The sequence below is a fragment of the Staphylococcus sp. FSL W8-0271 genome (genome assembly GCF_038006605.1).
In the GTDB taxonomy this organism is placed as follows: domain Bacteria; phylum Bacillota; class Bacilli; order Staphylococcales; family Staphylococcaceae; genus Staphylococcus; species Staphylococcus cohnii.
This window is the reverse complement of sequence record NZ_JBBOVM010000001.1, coordinates 257,676-279,767: the sequence shown is the minus strand read 5'-3', so window position 1 is coordinate 279,767 and position 22,092 is coordinate 257,676. Positions and strand designations below refer to the sequence as shown.

The 22,092-nt window shown below is 34.1% G+C and carries 18 protein-coding genes and 1 pseudogene; 9 read left to right on the top strand and 10 right to left on the bottom strand.

From position 1 onward, the window contains the following. Positions 1-414 precede the first annotated feature (414 nt). Both betA and betB read right to left on the bottom strand, forming a co-directional pair. Complete coding sequence (gene betA / locus NST87_RS01330) at positions 415-2,097, bottom strand: choline dehydrogenase (protein WP_019469109.1); 1,683 nt, start codon at positions 2,095-2,097, stop codon at positions 415-417. Positions 2,098-2,158: 61 nt separating this feature from the next. Beyond that, complete coding sequence (gene betB / locus NST87_RS01325; protein ID WP_040030304.1) at positions 2,159-3,652, bottom strand: betaine-aldehyde dehydrogenase; 1,494 nt, start codon at positions 3,650-3,652, stop codon at positions 2,159-2,161. A 204-nt stretch (positions 3,653-3,856) separates the two neighbouring features. Between betB and cudC the strand changes: the two genes are divergently transcribed. Continuing rightward, entirely contained in the window at positions 3,857-4,408 is a 552-nt protein-coding gene (gene cudC, locus NST87_RS01320; RefSeq protein WP_019469111.1) for a choline uptake/conversion transcriptional regulator CudC, read from the top strand. A 167-nt stretch (positions 4,409-4,575) separates the two neighbouring features. Here the strand turns inward: cudC and NST87_RS01315 are convergent, their stop codons facing one another. After that, a complete protein-coding gene (locus NST87_RS01315) occupies positions 4,576-6,198 on the bottom strand; it encodes a BCCT family transporter (RefSeq protein ID WP_141767328.1) in 1,623 nt (540 codons plus the stop codon). A 444-nt stretch (positions 6,199-6,642) separates the two neighbouring features. Here NST87_RS01315 and NST87_RS01310 point away from each other — a divergent pair, with 444 nt between their 5' ends. The 4 genes from NST87_RS01310 (at position 6,643) to NST87_RS01295 (ending at position 10,091) form a co-directional block, all read left to right on the top strand. Then, positions 6,643-6,819: a hypothetical protein gene (locus tag NST87_RS01310; protein ID WP_155385113.1), complete on the top strand. Its 177-nt coding sequence runs from the start codon at positions 6,643-6,645 to the stop codon at positions 6,817-6,819. A 155-nt stretch (positions 6,820-6,974) separates the two neighbouring features. Then, positions 6,975-7,691: a class I SAM-dependent methyltransferase gene (locus NST87_RS01305; protein ID WP_019469113.1), complete on the top strand. Its 717-nt coding sequence runs from the start codon at positions 6,975-6,977 to the stop codon at positions 7,689-7,691. Positions 7,692-7,827: 136 nt separating this feature from the next. Next, positions 7,828-8,718 (top strand): fructose bisphosphate aldolase, encoded by an 891-nt coding sequence (locus NST87_RS01300; RefSeq protein ID WP_019469114.1) that lies wholly within the window; start codon positions 7,828-7,830, stop codon positions 8,716-8,718. Positions 8,719-9,083: 365 nt separating this feature from the next. Further along, complete coding sequence (locus NST87_RS01295) at positions 9,084-10,091, top strand: PTS transporter subunit IIC (protein ID WP_019469115.1); 1,008 nt, start codon at positions 9,084-9,086, stop codon at positions 10,089-10,091. Positions 10,092-10,264: 173 nt separating this feature from the next. On the opposite strand, the pseudogene NST87_RS01290 reads toward NST87_RS01295, so the two are convergent. From NST87_RS01290 to NST87_RS01265, 6 genes and pseudogenes are all read right to left on the bottom strand, one after another. Next, a pseudogene (locus tag NST87_RS01290) lies at positions 10,265-11,649 on the bottom strand (APC family permease). A gap of 143 nt (positions 11,650-11,792) precedes the next feature. Then, positions 11,793-13,172 (bottom strand): NAD-dependent succinate-semialdehyde dehydrogenase, encoded by a 1,380-nt coding sequence (locus tag NST87_RS01285; RefSeq protein WP_040030306.1) that lies wholly within the window; start codon positions 13,170-13,172, stop codon positions 11,793-11,795. Positions 13,173-13,245: 73 nt separating this feature from the next. Next, positions 13,246-14,568 carry a 4-aminobutyrate--2-oxoglutarate transaminase gene (gene gabT, locus NST87_RS01280; protein WP_340721238.1) on the bottom strand — a complete coding sequence of 441 codons (1,323 nt, stop codon included), beginning with the start codon at positions 14,566-14,568 and terminating at the stop codon, positions 13,246-13,248. A gap of 110 nt (positions 14,569-14,678) precedes the next feature. Next, a complete protein-coding gene (gene gabR / locus NST87_RS01275) occupies positions 14,679-16,076 on the bottom strand; it encodes a MocR-like transcriptional regulator GabR (RefSeq protein WP_340721236.1) in 1,398 nt (465 codons plus the stop codon). Between the two features lie 239 nt (positions 16,077-16,315). After that, positions 16,316-17,800, bottom strand: coding sequence for a cardiolipin synthase (gene cls / locus NST87_RS01270; RefSeq protein ID WP_040030309.1), 1,485 nt, complete (start codon positions 17,798-17,800; stop codon positions 16,316-16,318). A gap of 157 nt (positions 17,801-17,957) precedes the next feature. Continuing rightward, positions 17,958-19,142: a CynX/NimT family MFS transporter gene (locus tag NST87_RS01265; RefSeq protein WP_019469121.1), complete on the bottom strand. Its 1,185-nt coding sequence runs from the start codon at positions 19,140-19,142 to the stop codon at positions 17,958-17,960. 85 nt (positions 19,143-19,227) lie between these two features. On the opposite strand from NST87_RS01265, the gene NST87_RS01260 reads away from it, so the two are divergent. The 4 genes from NST87_RS01260 to NST87_RS01245 all read left to right on the top strand — a co-directional run bounded on the left by NST87_RS01260 (position 19,228) and on the right by NST87_RS01245 (position 21,348). Further along, positions 19,228-19,779 (top strand): helix-turn-helix domain-containing protein, encoded by a 552-nt coding sequence (locus NST87_RS01260; protein ID WP_019469122.1) that lies wholly within the window; start codon positions 19,228-19,230, stop codon positions 19,777-19,779. 349 nt (positions 19,780-20,128) lie between these two features. After that, positions 20,129-20,338: a helix-turn-helix transcriptional regulator gene (locus tag NST87_RS01255; protein ID WP_340721235.1), complete on the top strand. Its 210-nt coding sequence runs from the start codon at positions 20,129-20,131 to the stop codon at positions 20,336-20,338. Further along, on the top strand, positions 20,322-20,825 hold the full coding sequence (locus NST87_RS01250; protein WP_019469124.1) for a hypothetical protein: 504 nt from the start codon (positions 20,322-20,324) through the stop codon (positions 20,823-20,825). Before NST87_RS01255 ends, NST87_RS01250 begins: the two co-directional genes overlap by 17 nt. Positions 20,826-20,838: 13 nt before the next feature. Then, positions 20,839-21,348, top strand: a complete 510-nt coding sequence (locus NST87_RS01245) for a DUF3278 domain-containing protein (RefSeq protein ID WP_019469125.1) — start codon at positions 20,839-20,841, stop codon at positions 21,346-21,348. Between the two features lie 290 nt (positions 21,349-21,638). Here the strand turns inward: NST87_RS01245 and NST87_RS01240 are convergent, their stop codons facing one another. Next, complete coding sequence (locus NST87_RS01240) at positions 21,639-22,052, bottom strand: VOC family protein (protein WP_019469126.1); 414 nt, start codon at positions 22,050-22,052, stop codon at positions 21,639-21,641. Positions 22,053-22,092 lie beyond the last annotated feature (40 nt).

The following is a 22,092-nucleotide window of genomic DNA, read 5'->3' as shown; positions in this document are numbered from 1 at the left end:
CAAAAGCAAAGGCTCATTTGAAGCAATTCATTCCCTCTAATATATTGATGAAGTTTTTATTTTGTAAAATTAATAACATGAATTAGCCTGAAATCATAAGTAATAAAGAATTGGAACTTTTGATATAAGAATCATATGCGATTTTGACCGTGCATGCTTGCCTGGGATATGGCTCGAGCCTGTAGTCTCTCACTCATACTATCCCCAGAGCGTCAGCACGTTACAAAATCACTTTAACTGATACGCTAAAGTATCAAGTAAACATATTTTCGTCTAAACGCATTAAACTTCATAATTTAAAGAGGCTGCACTTTACAGCAGTTACTCTCAATTCAACACATTAAATATAAACATCCCTCTCTCATTCACAATGAATGAAAAAGGGATGTGCTATATAATGTCATAACGTATAAATTATTTTACTGTTCCTGCATCTTTATCATGTACACCATGACGATAATAATCAATATGTTCAGGTGCTAATGGTTTTTTACCTCTGATTACATCAGCAGCTCTTTCAGCTATCATTAATACTGGAGAATGGATATTACCGTTTGTCGTACGTGGCATAACTGAAGCATCTACAACACGTAAATTTTCCATACCATGTACTTTAAATGTATCAGGATCAACTACTGACATTTCATCAGATTTTGGTCCCATTCTACAACTACAAGATGGATGTAATGCTGTTTCTCCATCACGTTTTACCCATTCGATAATTTCTTCATCTGTTTGAACTTCAGGTCCTGGTGAAATCTCTCCACCATTGAAGGGATCTAAAGCTTTTTGAGACAAGATATTTCTAGCGACCTTAATTGCTTCTACCCATTCACGTTTATCTTCTTCAGTAGATAAGTAATTAAAGACAAAATCAGGTTTTTCAAATGGATCTTTAGATTTGATCTTCAAGTGACCACGTGAATTAGAGTACATTGGACCAACATGTACTTGGTAACCATGTGCTGTTGGCGCTTTAGTACCATCATATCTCACTGCAATTGGCAAGAAGTGGAACATTAGATTTGGATAATCTACTTCATTGTTAGAACGAACAAAGCCGCCACCTTCAAAATGATTGGATGCCGCAGCACCTTTACGACCTAATATCCATTGCAAACCAATAAATGGCATCTTCAATTTATTCAAACTTGGTTGCAATGATACAGGTTGTTTACATGCATGTTGTACATATACTTCTAAATGATCTTCAAAGTTTTCTCCAACACCTGGTAAATGTAAACGAGGTTCGATACCTACAGAACGTAAATGTTCTGAATCACCAATACCTGATAATTGTAATAATTGTGGTGAATTAATTGCACCACCTGATAAAATAACTTCTTTAGCATTAACTGTATGTTCTTTACCATTTTTCTTGAATGTAACACCAGTTACTTTATTTCCATCAAAATTTAATTTAGTAACAAAAGCACGTGTTTGTACGTCTAAATTTTTACGTTTCATAGCTGGATGTAAATAAGCTCTTGAAGCTGAAACACGACGACCATTATGAACTTGGCTATCAAAAGGACCAAATCCTTCTTGTCTGAAACCATTAACATCTGGTGTTTTATTATAGCCCGCTTCTACACCTGCATTGAAAAATGCTTGGAATAGTGGATTTGTTGCTGGACCTCTTCTTAACTTAATTGGACCATGATGGCCACGGTATGGATCATCTTTACTTGAACCAAATGTTGTTTCTAAACGCTTAAAGTATGGTAAACAATGTGCAAAGTCCCAATTCTCCATGCCTTCAGGTTTTGCCCATTTTTCATAGTCCATTGGGTTACCTCTTTGATAAATCATGCCGTTAATAGAACTTGAACCGCCAAGCACTTTACCACGGGCATGACCTACTTTTCTACCATCCATATGTGGTTCTTCATTAGTTTCATAAATCCAATCATATAGCTTATTGCCTGCTGGATACATTAAAGCAGCTGGCATTTGGATTAATAAATCCCAAGGATAATCGCTGCGTCCTGCTTCAAGTACAAGTACATTATTAGATACATCTTCACTAATTCTCGCACCTAATACTGATCCGGCACTGCCGCCTCCAATAATAATATAATCATACGCTTCTCTCATTTTTATATAGCCTCCTGATATATATATTTCTAAGATTCATAGTTAATTTTAGTGATTAACGTTACGCTTTACCGAACCAATTCACAGGCTCTGGATTTGTGTTACGAAGGATATGTTTCTCAACTTGATACTCTGCTAGACCTTCTTTTCCAAGTTCTCTACCAATACCTGACTGCTTATATCCGCCCCATGGTGCTTGTGCAAAATATGGATGGAAATCGTTAATCCAAACAGTGCCCATTCTTAATTGATTAACGACACGTTCTGCTTTACCAATATCGTTAGTAAATACACCGCCAGCTAGTCCATAAATAGAATCGTTAGCTAGTGTGATTGCCTGTTCTTCTGTATCAAAACCTTCGATTGTTACAACAGGGCCAAACACTTCTTCTTGAACGATACGCATTGAAGTATCGCAATCAGTAATCACTGTGGGTTCAAAGAATAAGCCATCTTGTAAATCTTCACGTTCTGGTCGTTTACCACCTATTGCAATAGTGGCATTTTCTGATTTAGCTACTTCCATGTATTTCTCTATTTTTTCTCTATGTTCTACAGAGATTACTGGACCCATTTCAGTTTCTGGGTTAAAGCCGTCGCCTAATTTAATATTTTTGATTCTTTCAATTAATGCTTGTTCAAATTGGTTTTTAATTTTGTTATCTACTAAAATTCTGGCACCAGCTGAACAAACTTGTCCTGCATGGAAAAAGCCACCATTAAGCGCTTGATCAACTGCAAGTTCAAAGTCTGCATCAGCGAATATAATATTAGGATTTTTACCACCTAATTCTAAAGCAACATTCGTTACATGATCTGCCGCTTGTTTCATAATGTGTTTACCTGTCTGAATACCACCTGTAAATGAAACTAAGTCGACATCTTTATGTGATGATAATGGTTCTCCTACTTCAGAACCCTTACCTAATACTAAGTTAATAACACCTTTAGGGAAGCCAACTTCTTCCATCAATTCAAACACACGGATTGTTGTTAATGGTGTAATTTCACTTGGTTTCATTACTAAAGAACAACCAGTCGCTAATGCTGGCGCAATTTTCCAAGATGCTTGAAGTAAAGGATAATTCCAAGGTGTGATTTGTGTTACTACTCCTACTGGTTCTTTAACGACTTTACTTTCTGTATTTGGGATTGGAGAATCAATAATTTCTCCTCCATCTTTATCTGCTAACCCAGCAAAAAAGTTAAATACATTTGCAATATCGTCCATATCAGCATAAGATTCTTCTAATGTTTTACCTGTATCTAACGTTTCAAGTTTCGCTAATTCTTCACGATGTGTCTCAATTAAATTAGCTATTGCTCTAACTTTCTTGCCTCTATTTTCACTTGTTTCATTAGCCCATGTTCCTTCTTCAAAAGCGCGTCTTGCTGCTAAAATTGCACGTTCACTATCTTCTGCAGTTCCTTCTGCTACTTCAAAAATAACTGCTTGATTATATGGATTAATAATCTCTCTCGTTTGCTTATTTGAGCTTTCTACCCATTCTCCATCTATATATTGAAGACGAGATAAATGATCTACAAGTTCCATTAAAATTACCTCCGTTAAGTTTGTTAAATTTTTATTTAACGAATTTTATGAACTTTATGTTATCATAGTAGTTGAAAAAGTGTCAAATGTGTTTAAATATGATAGGGGTTTATACATGCATCTTTTGAGTATGGAATGTAAACTATAGGAACTCACTATTTATTTTTCACTTAACTATATATGGACTTGAACGGAGGTGGACAATTGGTACATTCGACCAACCCTGATTATCAATTAGAAGAAGCTAAGGATATCGTTATTAATGCCATAGGTGAAACTATGGATCTATACGGCATCAATCGAAGTGTAGGAAACTTATTTGGAACAATGCTTTTTGAAGACAGTATGACACTTGATGAAATGAGAGAACAGTTACAAATGAGCAAACCCAGCATGAGTGCTGGCGTTAAAAGACTTCAAGAATTTGATATTGTTAAACAACAATTCACACGTGGAAGTAGAAAACAACATTTTGTCGCCGAAAAGGATTTCTTTAATTTCTTTAGTAATTTCTTTTCACGCAAATGGCGTCGGGAGATTGTTATTAATTCAGAAGGCGTTCACGATGCAGTAGCTATACTTGATAAGATTATTGATAACAACAAAGCAGATGAAGCTACAAAATCGGAAGCAGAGGAAGTTAAACAACAATTACTTGATACTTTGCCTTATTATGAATGGCTAGACAATTTAAGCAATGCATTAGAATCTGGTGAAATATTTAAATATTTCCCAATTCCAGAAAAAAAAGACTAACAAAAAGCTGAGACATAATGAACTGTCTCAGCTTTAAGTATGTGTTCATATGTATTGAAACAGGACGAATACCTATACTTTACAAAGTTTGACTAATAGTAGTTATTATAAAAAAAGCGCAGCAAAATCTTACCGTAAAATAAGATTTTGCTGCGCTTGTTACTTTTTTATTTATCATTTTCTCTACGTTCTCTTACTTGTGTTATGCGTAACGAACGTCTTTCTACTTCTCTATATTTTTCAGCTCTATCTTCAAGCTTCAATCTATCTTCGGACAATGTCCTTAAGAATGAAATCATCATCATGACAAATATAGCCAACAGAGGAACACTTGCCAATAAAGAAGCTGTCTTTAAGACTTCTAAAGCTCGCTCCCCACCTACTAACATCAATCCAAATGGTAATAGACATAGTGCAAAAGCCCAGTATAATCTATTCGCTTTTAACGGCTCGCCTATGACTTTCTTTTGAGAAGCCGCAGCCAATATATAAGAACCTGAATCAAATGTTGTTGCTAAGAATAAGAATGCAGATAACAAGAATAGCACGATGATTAAATTAGGGAACGGCAATTGATGCATAACTTCTATAATAGTAGCCTCTGTGCCATGCGTATTTAAGAAATGTATCACATCGAATGAACCAGTGATTTGTAAATAAACTGCATAGTTACCAAAGATACCAAAGAACAGTGCACATCCTAACGTTCCATAAATAATTGTACCAAGCACAATTTCTTTAAGTGTACGCCCTTTAGAAATACGTGCAATGAACAAGCCTATAAATGGCGCATATACAATCCACCATGACCAATAGAAAATCGTCCATTGTTGTGGGAAATTCGTTTCTTTACGACCACCTATACCACCAAATGGTTCAATCCATGTAGCCATTTGGAAGAAGTTTTTAATCATGTTACCCATACCTGTAATTGAGGTTTCCATGATGAATACCGTTGGTCCAACAATAAATACAAAACCTAATAATACAAAAGATAAAATAACATTTGCATCACTTAAAACTTTAATTCCTTTTTTCAAACCAGAGTAAGAACTATATGCAAAGACAGCTGTAATTGTGAATAGAATAATACTACGCATCAACATACTGTCTCCAATACCTGTTAATTTTTCTATACCTGCAGAAATCATTGGTACACCAAGTGCTAGTGAGGTAGCTGCGCCACCAAGCAGACCAAAGATAAATAGAATATCAACGATTTTTCCTATAATGCCATCTGTCTGACCTCTTAAGATCGGACGCATTGTTTGACTGATTTTGTAAACTGGTTTTTTCTTGATAAAAACAAGATAACCAATTGCTAATGCTGGCAGTACAAATGTAGCCCAAGCAATTGGACCCCAATGGAACATGCCATACATAGTAGCGTAATTCAATGCACTATCCGTCATTCCTTTACCGCCATGTGGTGGATCTTGATAATAGAATGCCCATTCAATAACGCCCCAGTATAAAATATCTGAAGCAATTCCAGCACAAAACAACATAGCTGCCCAACTAAAATTATTAAATTCTGGCTTGTCTGTCGCTTTACCAAGCGTAACATTACCATATTTACCGAATGCGATGTATAGTACAAATATTAACGTCGCAAGTCCAATCAATAAATATACTGAGCCGAGTGTACTCGACACGACTTCATTTAAATGCGTTATTATATCCTGACTGGCCTTAGGAAAAACCATCATCGGAATAACTGCAATAAGTAATATCAATGAAGACCCTATAAAGGTCGTCCAATCCATTACTTTTACTCTTTCTTTTTTCACAATAGACACCCCTTATTGTTAGTAAAATATGTAAAAACTTTGCTAATTAGTGTAATTTTTTAGCAAAAACATTTATTAAATTACAAACATGAGCCTAACGAACTTTTAATAATAATGCAAATTACATTCAAAAATATCAAACTCAAAAGATGAATAAATATATAATTTTTATAACATCCACAGTCTTGAAATTCGTTCTAATCGCAGTGTTAAGTTTAAATTTAACGAAATTAACAAATAGAACGAACTTTATTTTTGTATTTTTATACGTATTAAATGTATTAATATTAGTTTTATTTTTTTCAAAAAGTTGTTATTTTCTTTTTGAAATAACAACTTTAATGTGCTATTAAATTGCGATAGATTTTAATTTTTTTAAAATAATGTTGGTGGTTATCAAGATTTAACAAAGAGCATTTTCCAATTATATTTAGCGTCTTTTCTGTGCTATTTCCAATTGGTTCATATACCTCATACAGCGAAGGCATATTTTTCAATAGCTTAGAAGGCGTTTTAGGCATTGGCAGTATTATTTTCTTCATTTTAAATATCGTCGCATTCTTTTACATGATTACTGACAGTGACAAAGCAGGTAATCAATACGGACTACCACGTAAGTAGTTAGAATAACGCACATAAAGAACGGGACAGAAATCATGCTTTACAAGCGATTCCTGTCCCGTTTTTCTTTTTACTAAACTATTAATTCCATACTTTTCCACTAAAATAGCTTATAATCTATATATAGTGCATTTATAATAAATGAGGTATTTATCATGAACAAAAGCAAAATTATTGATTATTGGAATAAGCGTGCGACATCTTTTAGTCAAGATAAGCAAGCAGAACTAAAAAGTGTGCACGCAGAAAGATGGTTAGCTGAAATAAACCAGATTACAACAATCAAACCTGGTATGAGAATCTTAGATATTGGCACCGGTGCAGGTTTTCTGGCAATACTCTGCCAACAACAAGGCGCACAAGTTACCGGCATTGACCTTTCCCCTGAAATGATTCAATCTGCAAAGCAAAATGCTTTACATTTTAATATGAATGTCAACTTTCAAGTCATGGATGCTGAACATTTACACTTTGACGACGCATGTTTTGACTTAATCATTTCTAGAAATGTCACTTGGTTATTGCCAGATACAAAAGCTGCCTACCAAGAATGGTTACGGGTTTTAAAACCAAATGCTACACTCATTAATATCGATGGAGATTATGGAAAAGATGCTTTTACCGATTATAGTAATTTACCAAATCACCATGCACATCATGCTTTAGAAAACACGATGTTAGCGGAGAGTGAAAATATAAAGCAAAGTATTTCAATTAACCACTATAGCCGCCCTCAATACGATTTAAATATCCTTAAGCAAATAAATACGAAGTCCATTCATGTAGATACGACAATTTATCAACGTATTTATCAAACGCAAGATGAATTTTATAATCCTACACCTATATTTTTAATAGCATTAACGAAATAATGTGTGCCAATGAAACTGAACACATTGCTCATCCTATTAAAATATGAATAATTCGTTTCACTTAGAGCCTACAACTTGCGTTGGCATCTATTTTTTATCATACTATATATGAATAAAAGCAAAAGGAGTGGTAAGAATGAATAAAGAACAATTTGATAAAGTAAAAAATGGTAAAGGTTTCATTGCTGCATTAGACCAAAGTGGTGGAAGTACACCTAAAGCATTAAGTGACTATGGTGTAACTGAAGACCAATATAACAGTGAAGATGAAATGTTTAAACTTGTGCATGATATGCGTACACGAATTGTTTCATCACCTTCATTCAGTTCTGATAAAATTATCGGTGCAATTCTTTTCGAACAAACAATGGATCGTGAAGTAGAAGGTAAACATACTGGTGACTATTTAGCTGATAAAGGTGTCGTTCCTTTCTTAAAAGTAGATAAAGGCTTAGCCGAAGAACAAAACGGCGTACAGTTAATGAAGCCAATTCCAGACTTAGATAAATTATTAAGTCGCGCAAATGACCATAAAATTTTTGGTACAAAAATGCGTTCAAATATTTTAGAATTTAATAAAACTGGTATTGATCAAGTCGTACAACAACAATTCGAAATCGGAAAACAAATCATCTCTGCCGGTTTAGTACCAATTATCGAACCAGAAGTGAATATCAATGCTGATAACAAAGCAGAAATTGAATCATATTTAGCAAGTGCAATCTTAGCAGAGTTAAATAAATTAAATGACGATGAACTCGTAATGCTAAAATTAACAATCCCAACTAAAGCAAACCAATATCAAGAATTAATCGCACACCCTAATGTGATTCGTGTCGTTGCTTTATCTGGTGGTTATAGTAGAGAGCATGCTAACGAAGTTTTAAAACAAAACAAAGACTTAATTGCTAGTTTCTCTCGTGCATTAATCAATGACTTAAATGTCAATCAATCAGATGAAGAATTTGATAAAATTTTAGCAGATACAATCGACTCTATCTACGATGCATCAGTAAATAAAGCTTAATGATCAATCAGTAATATTTTTATATTTCCCAGGAAAAGTAGCAAATATAAGTAACATTTAAAACACACACTGACCTATTAAAGTTAGCGTGTGTTTTTATATAGTAATGTTTAAATACAAGTTGTATCAATGATTTATAAATTCAAACTATATTTATTGTCCTCTGTACGCAATCTAACGTACACACATGTCATTTATCACAGTAGCGAGTAATTTTATTTTTAAAAATGTTTACGCTCCGAATCTATAGCTTATTTCATCGATGAAACTTTATGAGAAATCGATAAATAGTCTAGCCATAAATAACAACAAACTATATAATTATATTAATTTACTAATTACCAATGATTTTAAGGGGAGGAAATATGAAAAATTATTTACATAGATGGATTATTGAAGCGCTAAGTTATATGGCTTTAGGTTTATTTGGCTCTTTGATTATCGGCTTAATTTTAGAAACGCTTGGAGAACAAACATTACTACCACAATTAAATCTGACATTTCTATCAGAAATCGGTAAAGTAGCAATGTCCATGACTGGTGCTGCTATCGGTGTGGCGATTGCCTACGGTTTAGGCGCAAAACCACTCGTTACATTTTCTTGTGTTATTGTAGGTACCTTAGGTTATACAACTTTTGATGGTGGTCCAGTAGGCGCTTATATTGCTACAGTTATCGTTGTTGAACTGAGTAGATTATATGCTGGAAAAACTAAAATCGATATTATTTTATCTCCACTACTAACGATATTAATTGGTGGGTTTATTGCAAAAGCTTTCGGACCAGCATTAAATCAATTTATGACAGGCTTAGGTAAAATTATTATTGTATCTACGGAGCAACAACCGTTCATCATGGGCATCTTAGTTGCTGTTATCTTTGGTTTAGCTTTAACTGCACCGATATCTAGTGCAGCATTAGCGTTGATGTTAGACTTGAACGGGCTCGCTGCAGGTGCAGCAACAATCGGTTGCGCTTCACAAATGATTGGTTTTGCAGTTACTGGTTACAAAGATAATGGTTGGGGTGGTGTGCTTTCAGTAGGTATTGGCACAAGTATGCTGCAAGTCCCTAATATCATTAAGCATCCAATGATTTTACTACCGCCTACTGTTACCAGTGCGATTGTCGCACCTATTATGACAACGTTCTTTCCTATGACGAATAACGCTGCAGGTGCTGGTATGGGGACGAGTGGATTCATCGGTCAAATTATGACTATCAATACAATGGGTGGTTCTATACAGACTTGGTGCTTAATCATTACTTTCCATATTTTATTGCCAGCCATCATTAGTTTCTTTCTTTATAAACTTTGTTTAAAAAAGCAATGGATAAGTCCTGGCGATCAATTAATTCACATTGCAAATTAGCAATGATATTCTATATAAAAACAAAGCCTGAGACACATAAATGCCTCAGGCTTTGCTATATTTTGATTTATTTAATTATGTTTAAATTTCACTCATCATTTTCAAGCGTGAGCTTTGCCAGATCAATATAACTATTTTCAATAATAACATTATGTTCATAGCTTTATTTCATTTTACTCTTTATCTACATGTGCATTTACAGGTACATTCGTAGTAGATTTTCTTGTTTGTGTTATATATAAAATCGCCGCTATAAGATACCAAGCCAATACGATAAGCCATTCAGAAGGCCATGCCAATGATGATGGCATTCCAGGTAAATAAATGACTATAAACAAAATGCTTAAAATAATTGCTATGCTACCAACGAGTTTTCCATTTTTTATACGATAAGGTCTAGCTAAATCAGGTTGCACCTTACGTAACTTCATAAATGAAATGCTACGAGTAAATACCCTAATACCACACCAATACCGCCAGCATTAACAATCCATACTAGTGCTGCTCTTCCTAAAAGTGGTGCAACGAAAGCTAATATACCAAGAAACAAAATACCGTGTGTAGGTGTTTTATACTTAGGATGAATAAATGCGAACCATTTAGGAATCATGTGATTCTTTGCCATAGCATATAAAATTCTACTACCACCAATTATAAAAGCATTCCAACTTGTAATTATGCCAGCTACACCACCTAATACAAGTAAGACACCAAATCCACTATGACCAAATAAGTTAACCATTGCATCTGCTGTTGCCAAATTACTGTTGCTTAAAGCTTTGGGTGATAAGCCTGTTGCCACACCAAAAACAATGAGCAAATAAAAAATCACAGAGGCGATAATTGATAATATTAAAATACCGCCGATTTTTTTCGCAGGTGCTTTAACTTCTTCTGCGATTTGTGGAATGACATCAAAACCAACAAATAAAAATGGAATCATCATTAATACAGACATTGTTCCACTAACCCCATTCTCAAATGGCTGTAAATTGTTAAAATTACCATTAAAGCCCGCTCCAAATACAAGTAACAAACCAACACCTACAATAAAAATTGTGAAAACAGTTTGCATAATTGCTGCAGGTTTGACACCAAAATAATTAAGTGAGGTTAAAATGACACTTCCAATTGAGCCAATGATAACCCATGTAAAATATACATCCCAACCTGCGATATTCCACATCAATCCTTGATGTTGAAAAGGAATGACATAGTCAATCACGGTAGGCAATGCAACCGCTTCAAACGTAATTACAGAGACATAGCCAAATAATACAGACCAACCTGATATAAAGGCAATTCCTGGAGTGAAGGCTTTTTTAACAAATACAAAGCCCCCACCAGTTTCTGGAATTGCAGCAGCTAATTCTGCATATGTAAGTCCGATAACAATGACTAAAAATCCACCGAGTAAAAATGCCACAATACTTCCTATAAAACCTGCTGTTGATACCCATTCCCCTGACAATACGACCCAGCCCCATCCAAGCATTGCGCCAATCGCCAAGAATAAGACATCAACAATATTCATCGTCTTATTAAATTGAGATTTCATTTTACATACCCCATAACATTCATTGAATTAAAAGTGAATGAGCTTAAATTTTTTATATTAGTTTCAATCTAATCATCACTTTCTTGTTCATATAGATTCATAAGTTTTGCTTTACTTACCACTAGTAATGCTTCGCTTGCACTTTAAATACCTATGGATAAATATTTCGTTTCTAAATATGGCTCTATACCTTCAGTGCCACCTTCTCTACCATAGCCACTTTCTTTCAAACCACCAAATGGCGCATGAGCAGCTGAAGGGCCACCATCATTCCATCCAACAACACCATATTCTAATTCATTATAAAGTTTTAGTCCTGTACGATAATCATTTGTAAAGAAATAAGAAGCTAAACCAAATTCTGTATCGTTTGCCATTTTTATTGCTTCATCTAAATCTTCATAAACCATAACTGGTGCAACAGGACCAAAAGTTTCTTCATGCATCACTTTCATATCTAAATTTGCATTAGAGATAACAACTGGTTTCAGGAAATTTCCTTTTAACGCTTGTATATCATCCACTGTTCGTGATAATTTTCCACCTTTAGCTTGTGCATCTGTGATATGTGTCATTACTTTTTCAACTGCAGCCTTATCAATTAGCGGACCAATTTTAACGTCAGCTTGGAAACCGTCACCGACAGCTAATTCATTAACTTTCTCAATCAAGCGCGTTGTGTATTGATCAGCAATATCTTGATGTACAAAGATACGATTTGCACAGATACATGTTTGACCAGCATTTCTAAATTTTGAAGCAATGGTGCCGTCTACGGCCGCTTCAATATCAGCATCTTTATGCACAATTAAAGGTGCTAAACCACCTAACTCCATCGTTACATTTTTTACACTTTGCGCGGATTGTTCAATTAGTGATTTTCCTACAGCAGTCGATCCAGTAAATGTCACTTTATTAACCAGTTTATGAGAGGTGAAGATATCTCCTGCATCTTTACCAGACGCAATAATATAAGATATTGCATCTTCAGGTATGCCTGCTTCATGTGCAAGCGCAACAAGTTTAATGGTTGTTAATGGTGTTTTGACAGCAGGTTTACAAATAATCGTACATCCAGCTGCCAATGCAGGCGCCATTTTACGCGTTATCATCGCTGCCGGGAAATTCCAGGGTGTAATCACACCTACTACACCTACTGGAAATTTATCAATCATTATCTTTTTTGATGGTGTGTTTGCTGGTATTGTACGTCCATATATTCTCTTAGCTTCTTCTGCATACCACTTAACATAAGCATTAGCATAGATGACTTCCCCTTTGGCTTCTGCTAATGGTTTTCCACCTTCAAGTGTAATCAGTTCTGCAAGTTCATCCTGATGTGCATCAATGAGGTTCGCCCATTGATACAACTTTGCTGAACGCTCATGTGCATCTACTACTTTCCATTCTTCAAATGCTTTATGTGCACGTTCAATTTTCGAATTAATTTCATCATGACTCGTGTAATTCAAACGTTCTATAATTTCATTTGTAGAAGGATTATAAACTTCTAATTGATCCATTTTTATTCTCTCCCTTACATTTATTTTTGTTATGAGGTATGACTTATCTATACCCTCTATTTAAAAATAAAATTTAAGCGTTTGTATGTGATGTTGTTGTGTCCACATTTTCAAAAGTCTCAGACAATATTTCTAATCCTTGTTGTAATTCATCATCTGAAATAACAAGTGGCGTTAAGAAACGTATAACATTACCTTTAATACCAGCAGATAATAATAACAAACCATTTTCATTTGCCGTTTGAATAATTTTTCCAGTTAATGCTTTATTTGGTTCGCCAGTTTGATCATCGATGATTTCACAAGCAACCATAGCGCCAAGTCTACGAATGTTCGTTATAAATGAATGTTGTTCAGCGCTGTGATATAAGAAATCTTCAAGTTGTTGTCCAATTTGTTCTGCCTTATTGTTTAAATCTTCTTCTTCGATGATTTCAATAACTTTTAAAGCAGCCTCACACGCTAAAGGATTACCAGCATATGTGCCACCTAGTTCTCCTGGGGATGCACTATCTATGATTTCCGCTTTGCCAACTACACCACTTAATGGAAACCCTGCAGCTAATGATTTAGACACCGTTATTAAATCAGGTTCTATGTCAAAATGTTCAATCGCAAATGTTTTTCCTGTACGAGCAAAACCTGTTTGAATTTCATCCGCCACAAAAATAATATCGTGATCTTCACATATTTTTTTAACTGCTTTGACGAATTTTTTATCCGGAATAATAAATCCACCTTCTCCTTGAACAGGTTCCATCACGATACAAGCTACTTCACTAGGATCTACAGTTTCAACAAAGAAATCATGTAACTTATTAATCATTTGATCAATATAAGCTGTTTCGGATAAAGATTCGGATTTTTCTGAAATATTAGGGTATGGTGCCTGATAAACTTCTGGTGCAAAAGGACCAAATCCAAGTTTATAAGGTCTTACTTTACTTGTCATAGACATTGTTAAATTTGTGCGGCCATGAAAGCCTCTTACAAATGATACAACTGATTGTCTTCCGGTATGTTTTCTAGCAATTTTCACAGCATTTTCTACAGCTTCTGCACCTGAATTAAGTAAAATTGTTTTTTTATCAAAATCACCAGGCGTAATTTCAGTTAATTTTTGTGCTAAGTTAAGATAACTTTTATACATAATGACATTGAAACCAGGATGTATAAACTTGTCCAGTTGCTCTTTTAAATGTTTGGTTATCTTAGGATGTGTGTGCCCAACATTTAATGTGCCAATAGCTCCCGCAAAATCAATGAAATGTTCACCGTCTACATCTGTAATCGTAGCACCTTGTGCATAATCCGCAACATGCAGATTGCCGTTCCCAACACCGCGTGCTACATATTTATCACGTTGTTTTTTATAGCTTTCGAATTGATTTGTCATCAATAATCCCTCCTCTTTGTCATCTCCACGTAAGGCGCATGGTTTTCTAAAATTTAAGGGATTATTGGTGTAGTGTAAAGTACCAGTTATGACAATTTAATGGAACCAGATCATTCCCATACGACTTCTTTTAATCTCTGAACTGCCTGAGGAATCTGGTCTTGCTTGATTTTTGAAAAACCAATGATAAGCGTTTTATACGCATGATTTTTTTCAAGCGCTTTCACAGAAAATCGATTTAACGTATAAAGCTCAAGTTTCATTTCTTTAGCGCGCGTTTCAATTTCTTGGTAAGAATATGGTGTGTTAACTTCTACAATAAAATGTAAACCTGCTTGTGTATCTTTAATTCGAATGTCATTTTTAAAGCTATTTGATAAGTGTGTGATGAGTGCTTCTCGTTTTCTTCCATATATTTGATGCATCTTTTTCACATATTTTTTCACATATTTTTCATAGTAACCTTCTTTGATCATTAAATTTAGTGTAAGTGCATGAATCGTTGAAAAATCAGGAATCATATTTAAATTAAGGCAATCAAATTTCTTCACTAAATTTATAGGCAAAATCATATAACTCATGCGTAACCCTGGCATCAAAGTTTTTGAAAAAGTACCTAGGTAAATCACGCGTTCATTTTTATCAAAACTAAATAGTGAAGGTATATTATCTGTTTCATATTTGAATTCACTATCATAATCATCTTCTATGATATAACTTTGCGTTTGATTTGCCCAATTCAGTAGGTCAATACGACGCGATACAGGCATGATTATACCCATTGGAAATTGGTGTGAAGGTGTCACTATCGTAGCATCAGGCTGAACTTGCTTAATTTCTTCAATAGATATCCCCTTACGGTCTAAAGCAATCGGTTTTAACTGCGCAGATGTTTGATTGATTAGTGTTCTAAATCTTGAGTATCCAGGGTTTTCTACTGCTATTGTGATTTCATCTGGTAATAGTTGAATTAATTTGGTTAACAGTGTATTAGTTCCAGAACCAATGACAATTTGTTCCGGATGACATTGGATGCCTCTTTGATAAGATACTAATTTAGCAATCGATTGTCTTAACTCTATTGGACCTTTAATTTGAGGTATCGAAGACAATTCATAATCATAATTTTGAAATACACGTTTAACGAGTTTGGTCCATATTTCTACAGGAAATGCTGAAATATCGGTACTCATATGTGAAAATGAATAATCGTATGTAGCTTCAATATGATGTTCTTGCACATCCAGAGATATTTGCGCGTTTGGATCGATAATCAATTTTTCTAAAGGCTCAATAAAATAGCCCTTTCGCTCTTCAGTATAAATATAGCCTTCAGCTAATAATTGTTCATATGCTGCTTTTACACTATTCACACTAATGTTTAAATGTTGAGCCATATCCCTTTTTGAAGGCATCTTTTCATGACTCTCATATTTGAATGCGAGGATATCCTCTTTTAATTGTCTATATAATTGACGATAAATAAATTGACCGCTTTCCCGTTGCATTCAATCTCCCCCCATTTCACTTCATCCATTCTCCTGTTATTTCATATCACTCATTATAATGAAAACGAGGACGGTATTGAAATCAAAGCGTAAATTTGATTTCATATTCCGCCCTCGTCAGACTAATCTTATGATTTAAAAACAACAATATGTTATTGAAACTTCAGTGGCACAATCGATTGCTACATTGATAAATACATGCAATCGTATGCACTGTCACTTCAATGTGCTTTATATTTTTATAGAATTGGTGACGCTAATTTAGCAATTGATTGTTTGAATTTAATCCAATTTGATCGTTGTTCATAGCGTTCCTCTGTCAATTCCTCAGATACTTTCATATCTTCTATAAAAGCAGCTTTAAGCTCTTTAACAATATTTTCATCATACATAAATGCATTAATTTCGAAATTTAATTCAAAACTACGTATATCCATGTTCGATGAACCTACACTTGCGACTTCATCATCAATAATCATCATTTTTGAATGGATAAATCCATTTTCATACGTATAAACTTTGACTCCATCTCTAATCAACTGCGCGACACTTGTAATTGTGGCCCAGTAAACAAAAATATGATCTGGTTTATTAGGAATAATTAACCGCACATCTACCCCAGCTTTTGCAGCTATACGCAATGCATTGATATAACCTTTATCTGGTATAAAATACGGGCTGTGCATATAAATAGATTCTTTGGCGTTCATGATCATTTTCATATAGCCAAATTCTATCTGATGCCAATTATCACTTGGGGCACTAAGTGCAATTTGCATCGGCACATCTCCACCTTGCTTTGCATTATCTGGGAAATACTTATTGTTAAACTCCAATTGTTCACGGTGTGATTGAGAATTCCAATCGTGGATAAAACTGAGCTGTAACGCGTCAACACCATCACCTTTAACCCTTAAATGTGTATCTCGCCAATAGCCAAAGTTTTCATCTAAACCTAAATATTCATCACCAATATTAAATCCGCCCACATAACCAGTCATACCATCAATCACTAAAATTTTACGGTGATTTCTATTGTTTAATCTGAAATTTATTAATGGAATTTTAGCTTGGAAGAAAGCCTCAACTTGTCCACCAGCTTCTTGGAATTTTTTGAATTTTGATTTATATACCGTTTTAGAACCTACTGCATCATAAAGTATTTTAACTTCTAATCCTTCTTCAGCTTTTTGTTGCAAAATATCGACAATTTCAGAACCCAACTTATCTAATTTCAACACATAATACTCTAAATGAATATACGATTTTGCATTGCGTAAATCTTCTTTCATTTGGTCAAATAACGCATGCCCATCAGTATAAATATCGACATTATTATCGTAACTTAAAAACGTTGGTTCTTTCGTTAGCAATGTATTTACAATATCTGCATGTTTTTTAACTATTCGGTTATCTGAATGATTAATCTTGTTGGTAGCATCTGATAACTGCGTCTTCATTCGTTCCTTCACATCGTCTATCTGATTATGATGGAAACCTTGTTCACGTTTTTTTCGCACTGCTCGACCAAAGAATATATAAATAACAAAGCCTAAAATAGGTACTACAAATAGTAAAAATAGCCAAGCCCAAGTCGCTGTTGCGTCTCTACGATCTCTGTCTAAAAACACAATAATAAACGCGAGCGCTATATTAATAACAAAGAAAAATGCAAGTACACCTCTATAAATTGGACTTACACTTGGATCAAAAATAAGTTGCATAATGACACCTCATCGTTTTTTATTAGATTTTAATGAAACTATATTCCTCATTTAATTGACTAAGATATAGCTCAACTTATCAAATCCAATTATTTTAAAAGCTCATTGAAAAACAAAACAAGTTGTAAAATATCGTACAATATTTGCATGATACTGTCTATTGTTCTATTGTTTTTTCTATTGTGCGATTACGACCTGCTTGTGAGCCAAATAATGTGATTAATAGTGCAGTGATTAATAATATACTTAATGAACCTATCCATTGACCTGTGACATCATGTAGTATACCAAACAGTAAAGGACCTATTGCTGCAAAAAGGTATCCTACAGATTGAGCCATGCCAGATAACTTCGCCGACGTTTGACTATGTTCTGTTCTTAAACTAAAGAATGTATTCACAAGTCCAAACGCTAAACCACTTGCAACACCAACTAAAATTGTAGCAATTAAAGCAAGTTGCGGTGAAAATAACATTATTGAAACACCCACCACAAAACATAAACCAGTCATAAAAGTTAATAAAAATTGTGATTTCATTTTAGTAGCAAATATAGGTGTAATAAATGTTAACGGTATAATAGCGATTTGCATAATTGATAAATACATCCCCGCTTCACTGATAGTCATACCACTTTGAGATAAATATGCTGGTAGCCAATTAATTAGAGAATAAAAAATAAGTGACTGTCCGCCCATAAGTATCGTTATTTGCCATGATAATGGCGACTTCCAAACATTGACACTCTCTTGGGGTAATGATGTCGTTGTTTCTTCTTTATTTTTCAATTGAAATGCCCATATAATAATGGTTATCAATGTAATGACACCGATCGCACTAATTGCAATATTATAATTAAACGCTTTGACAAACGGTGCCGTTCCATATGAAGATAATCCTCCAAATACGTTCATAACGACAGTATAATAACCTGTCATCACACCTATATGCAATGGAAATTTCGCTTTGATTACTGCAGGTGCAAGTACATTACCAAAACCGATACCAATACCTATAAGGATGGTACCTATATATAACCATGAAACACCTGTGATAGAACGTACGATTACGCCAATCAATATTAGCCATAAAGCTACAAAAATCGTTCGTTCTAATCCAAAACGATAACTCGTTTTTGCTGCAAATAGTGAAATGATTGCGAATGCGATTAATGGGACGACCGTAATTACACTAACAGCACTGTTAGACATCGCCAAATCGTTTTTTATATCAGGTAGCGCAACTCCGATGGAAGTAATTGGCGCCCTTAAATTTGCACTCACTAATAAAATACCTATAAATAATAGCCAATTAAATGGTTTTACTTTTCTATAATTTTCCATTTTGCTCACCTTACATCATAAATTTTCTAAACAACATTATATATGGTACAATATGTACGTTATAATGTAAATAGGAGCGATTCACATGTATTATATTCAAAATATTATTGCCAAAAATTTAGCAACTTATCGTAGTAAACACCAACTTAGTTTAGATAAAATGGCCAACCTAACTGGCGTTAGCAAAAACATGTTAAGTCAAATTGAAAAAGGCACATCTAATCCAACAATTACAACATTATGGAAAATTGCTAACGGGCTTCATTTACCCCTGTCACAACTGACATCAACAATGCACGAGCCTGTAGATTTTGTAGATGAATCTGATATTATTCCTATTGTTGAAGATAAAGTTAAGATTTTCCCATACTTTCCTTACAATGAAAGAAAGCATTTCGAAATGTTTAAAATGGAAATTCAACCAGGTGGTAAAATGGTTTCTGATCCACATCATATACAATCTGAAGAGTTTATCATCGTTAACTCAGGTACTTTAAAAATTGATGTTGCCCAAACTTCTTATACAATTAGCAGTAACCAAGCTTTTCGTTTTAATAGTGATGTAGCACATCGTTACTATAATCCAACGGATGAAGTTGTTATACTCACCGCCACTATTCATTATCAGGCACAATAGCAATCGAATTAAATTTCCACCTAATATTAGATGCTATCAATGCTACATACATAGTGAAAAATAAAAATCATCATCAAAATGGTCATTAAGCTTCTTAAAAATAACGACCAATGATACGCTTTGATACTGTTGCCAAGGTACGACACATCAAACGATGAACTATCATATACAATCAAAAAAGGGGTAGAAATCAAATGTTATCAAATGATTTCTACCCCTTTTATTTTTAGAAACATTTTATATAGCGCACTTTATTTAATATATAACTATTTATTAATTTTTATATTACCTTGACGAGAAAATTTATGTCATATATATTTGACACATCAGAAAGAAGTGATGATTTAAATTGAATAAAGTAAAACATTTTCGCAGTCAACAACAAATACCTCAACTTGCGCTTGCACGTTCCGTAGGCGTTTCACGACAAACGATTAATATGATTGAAAATGATAAATACAATCCATCATTAAACTTATGTATCAATATTGCACAATCATTAAATGTCACATTAAACGATTTATTTTGGGAGGATCATAACGATGAAGAAAAGAGATAAATGGTTATATCAAAACTTCGCCGGTTTAATTGATACACCTGATGAATATCAACGACATGAAATTGATAAAACATTAGCAAAAATTTCAATTATTGCTTTATATACGTTACTTGCACTTGTTTATTTATCTATTTTCCTTGATATAGAGCGAGCATTTTTATCACCATTTACCGTTGGTGGTGCCCTGTTAATTATTATTCTATTCTGTAGAATGAGCATGAATCGTCTCGGTGCAGATGCTATTGAAATTGAAGTACATCAACGACATACATATCATAAACTACTAAAAGAAACACGAAATAAAAGGATTATTTTCTTGGTTATAGCCCTAATTTATATGTTAGGGACTGCAACAATCATCGCACCACTACTTGCAGGAAACCCAATGAATTTTAGCTATTTATTAAATATAAGTACCTATATCCCCTTTATATTGATCGTCATCTTTACAGTTAACAAAGATTCGCGCATAAAATTAATAGAATAGGAGGTCAATCATCTTGATTAATGAAAAAACACTTCGCTTAATTCCAAACTATAGATTTACTGATGAATATGAACGGCAAGTATTATTAAACCTCTACGCCAAACTCTATGTCTGGATATTTTGGGGAACATTGATGATTTCCGCACTAGATTGTTTTATCTCTATGTATTTTCAACAAATACCATTTGTTAGTATCATTGCATTGATTGGATTGATGGTAGCTTCAATCATACTCACATGCGCACTTCACAATAAAAAAGTAGACCTATTTGATGTCGATTCTAAAGATGAATACAAAAAATACATCAAAAAAGCACGTAACGGCAGTATCCTTTTTGCATTTGTTATGTTTATAATTTTCAACATCAATAATTACATTATTCCCTTTGTGACACACCAAGAACTTCCTAAAATCACAGCTTTAAGTTCTCAAATCCCAACGACTGCAACCATTGCCATGATTACAGGATTGATCATATATATGATAGCCAAATCCAAAATCATTCGTACTTATAAAAAATGAAGGCCTAATTTTAACATTAGCAGTGTGAAAAACGCTGCTGCCGTTAAATGTTTTGTCACTTCAATGGATCAGTTTACATACCATTTCAAATAAAAAATACAAATCCATTCTAAAGTAAAGCCCCTCAATTGATAGCATTAAAATAGCTATGTAACTTGAGGGGCTCTCTTCAAAAATGAAAATGCAGTTGTTTTTTATTATCTGTAGTTATACTTTAATAAACATCTCTTTACCTTTAATCAGACTAACATACATATTCGTGAATATTTATATTCGAATTACAACTTTAATTATTGTGGAAATGTGTAACTTAAATCCCAACCGATATCGTATTTATCAACCAGCTTGGCATATTTCGCTCCCCAAAACATAGTGTCTAGTTCCATTTGAACATCGCCTTCGTCTTTCAATTGTTCATACACTTCTTGGATTGCTGTTTCACTATCAAATTCCAAAACAATATAAACATTTCTATCTTGGAGCATTGTGTCATCGTCTTTGGGTATATCTGACAACATGAATAAGTTTCCATCAACTTCTAACTGCGCATGAATGACACGATTAGGATCATCTGCAACACTTTCATTCGCTTCACCATACGTCATTGTAGCTTTAATTTCCCCGTTCAGCACCTTACTATAAAATGCCAAAGCGTCTTTACATTGACCGTTAAAAAACAAATACGGCACTGTCGATTTCAACATAATATCCCCTCTTTTTTAATATCATTTTCTAATATCAAAC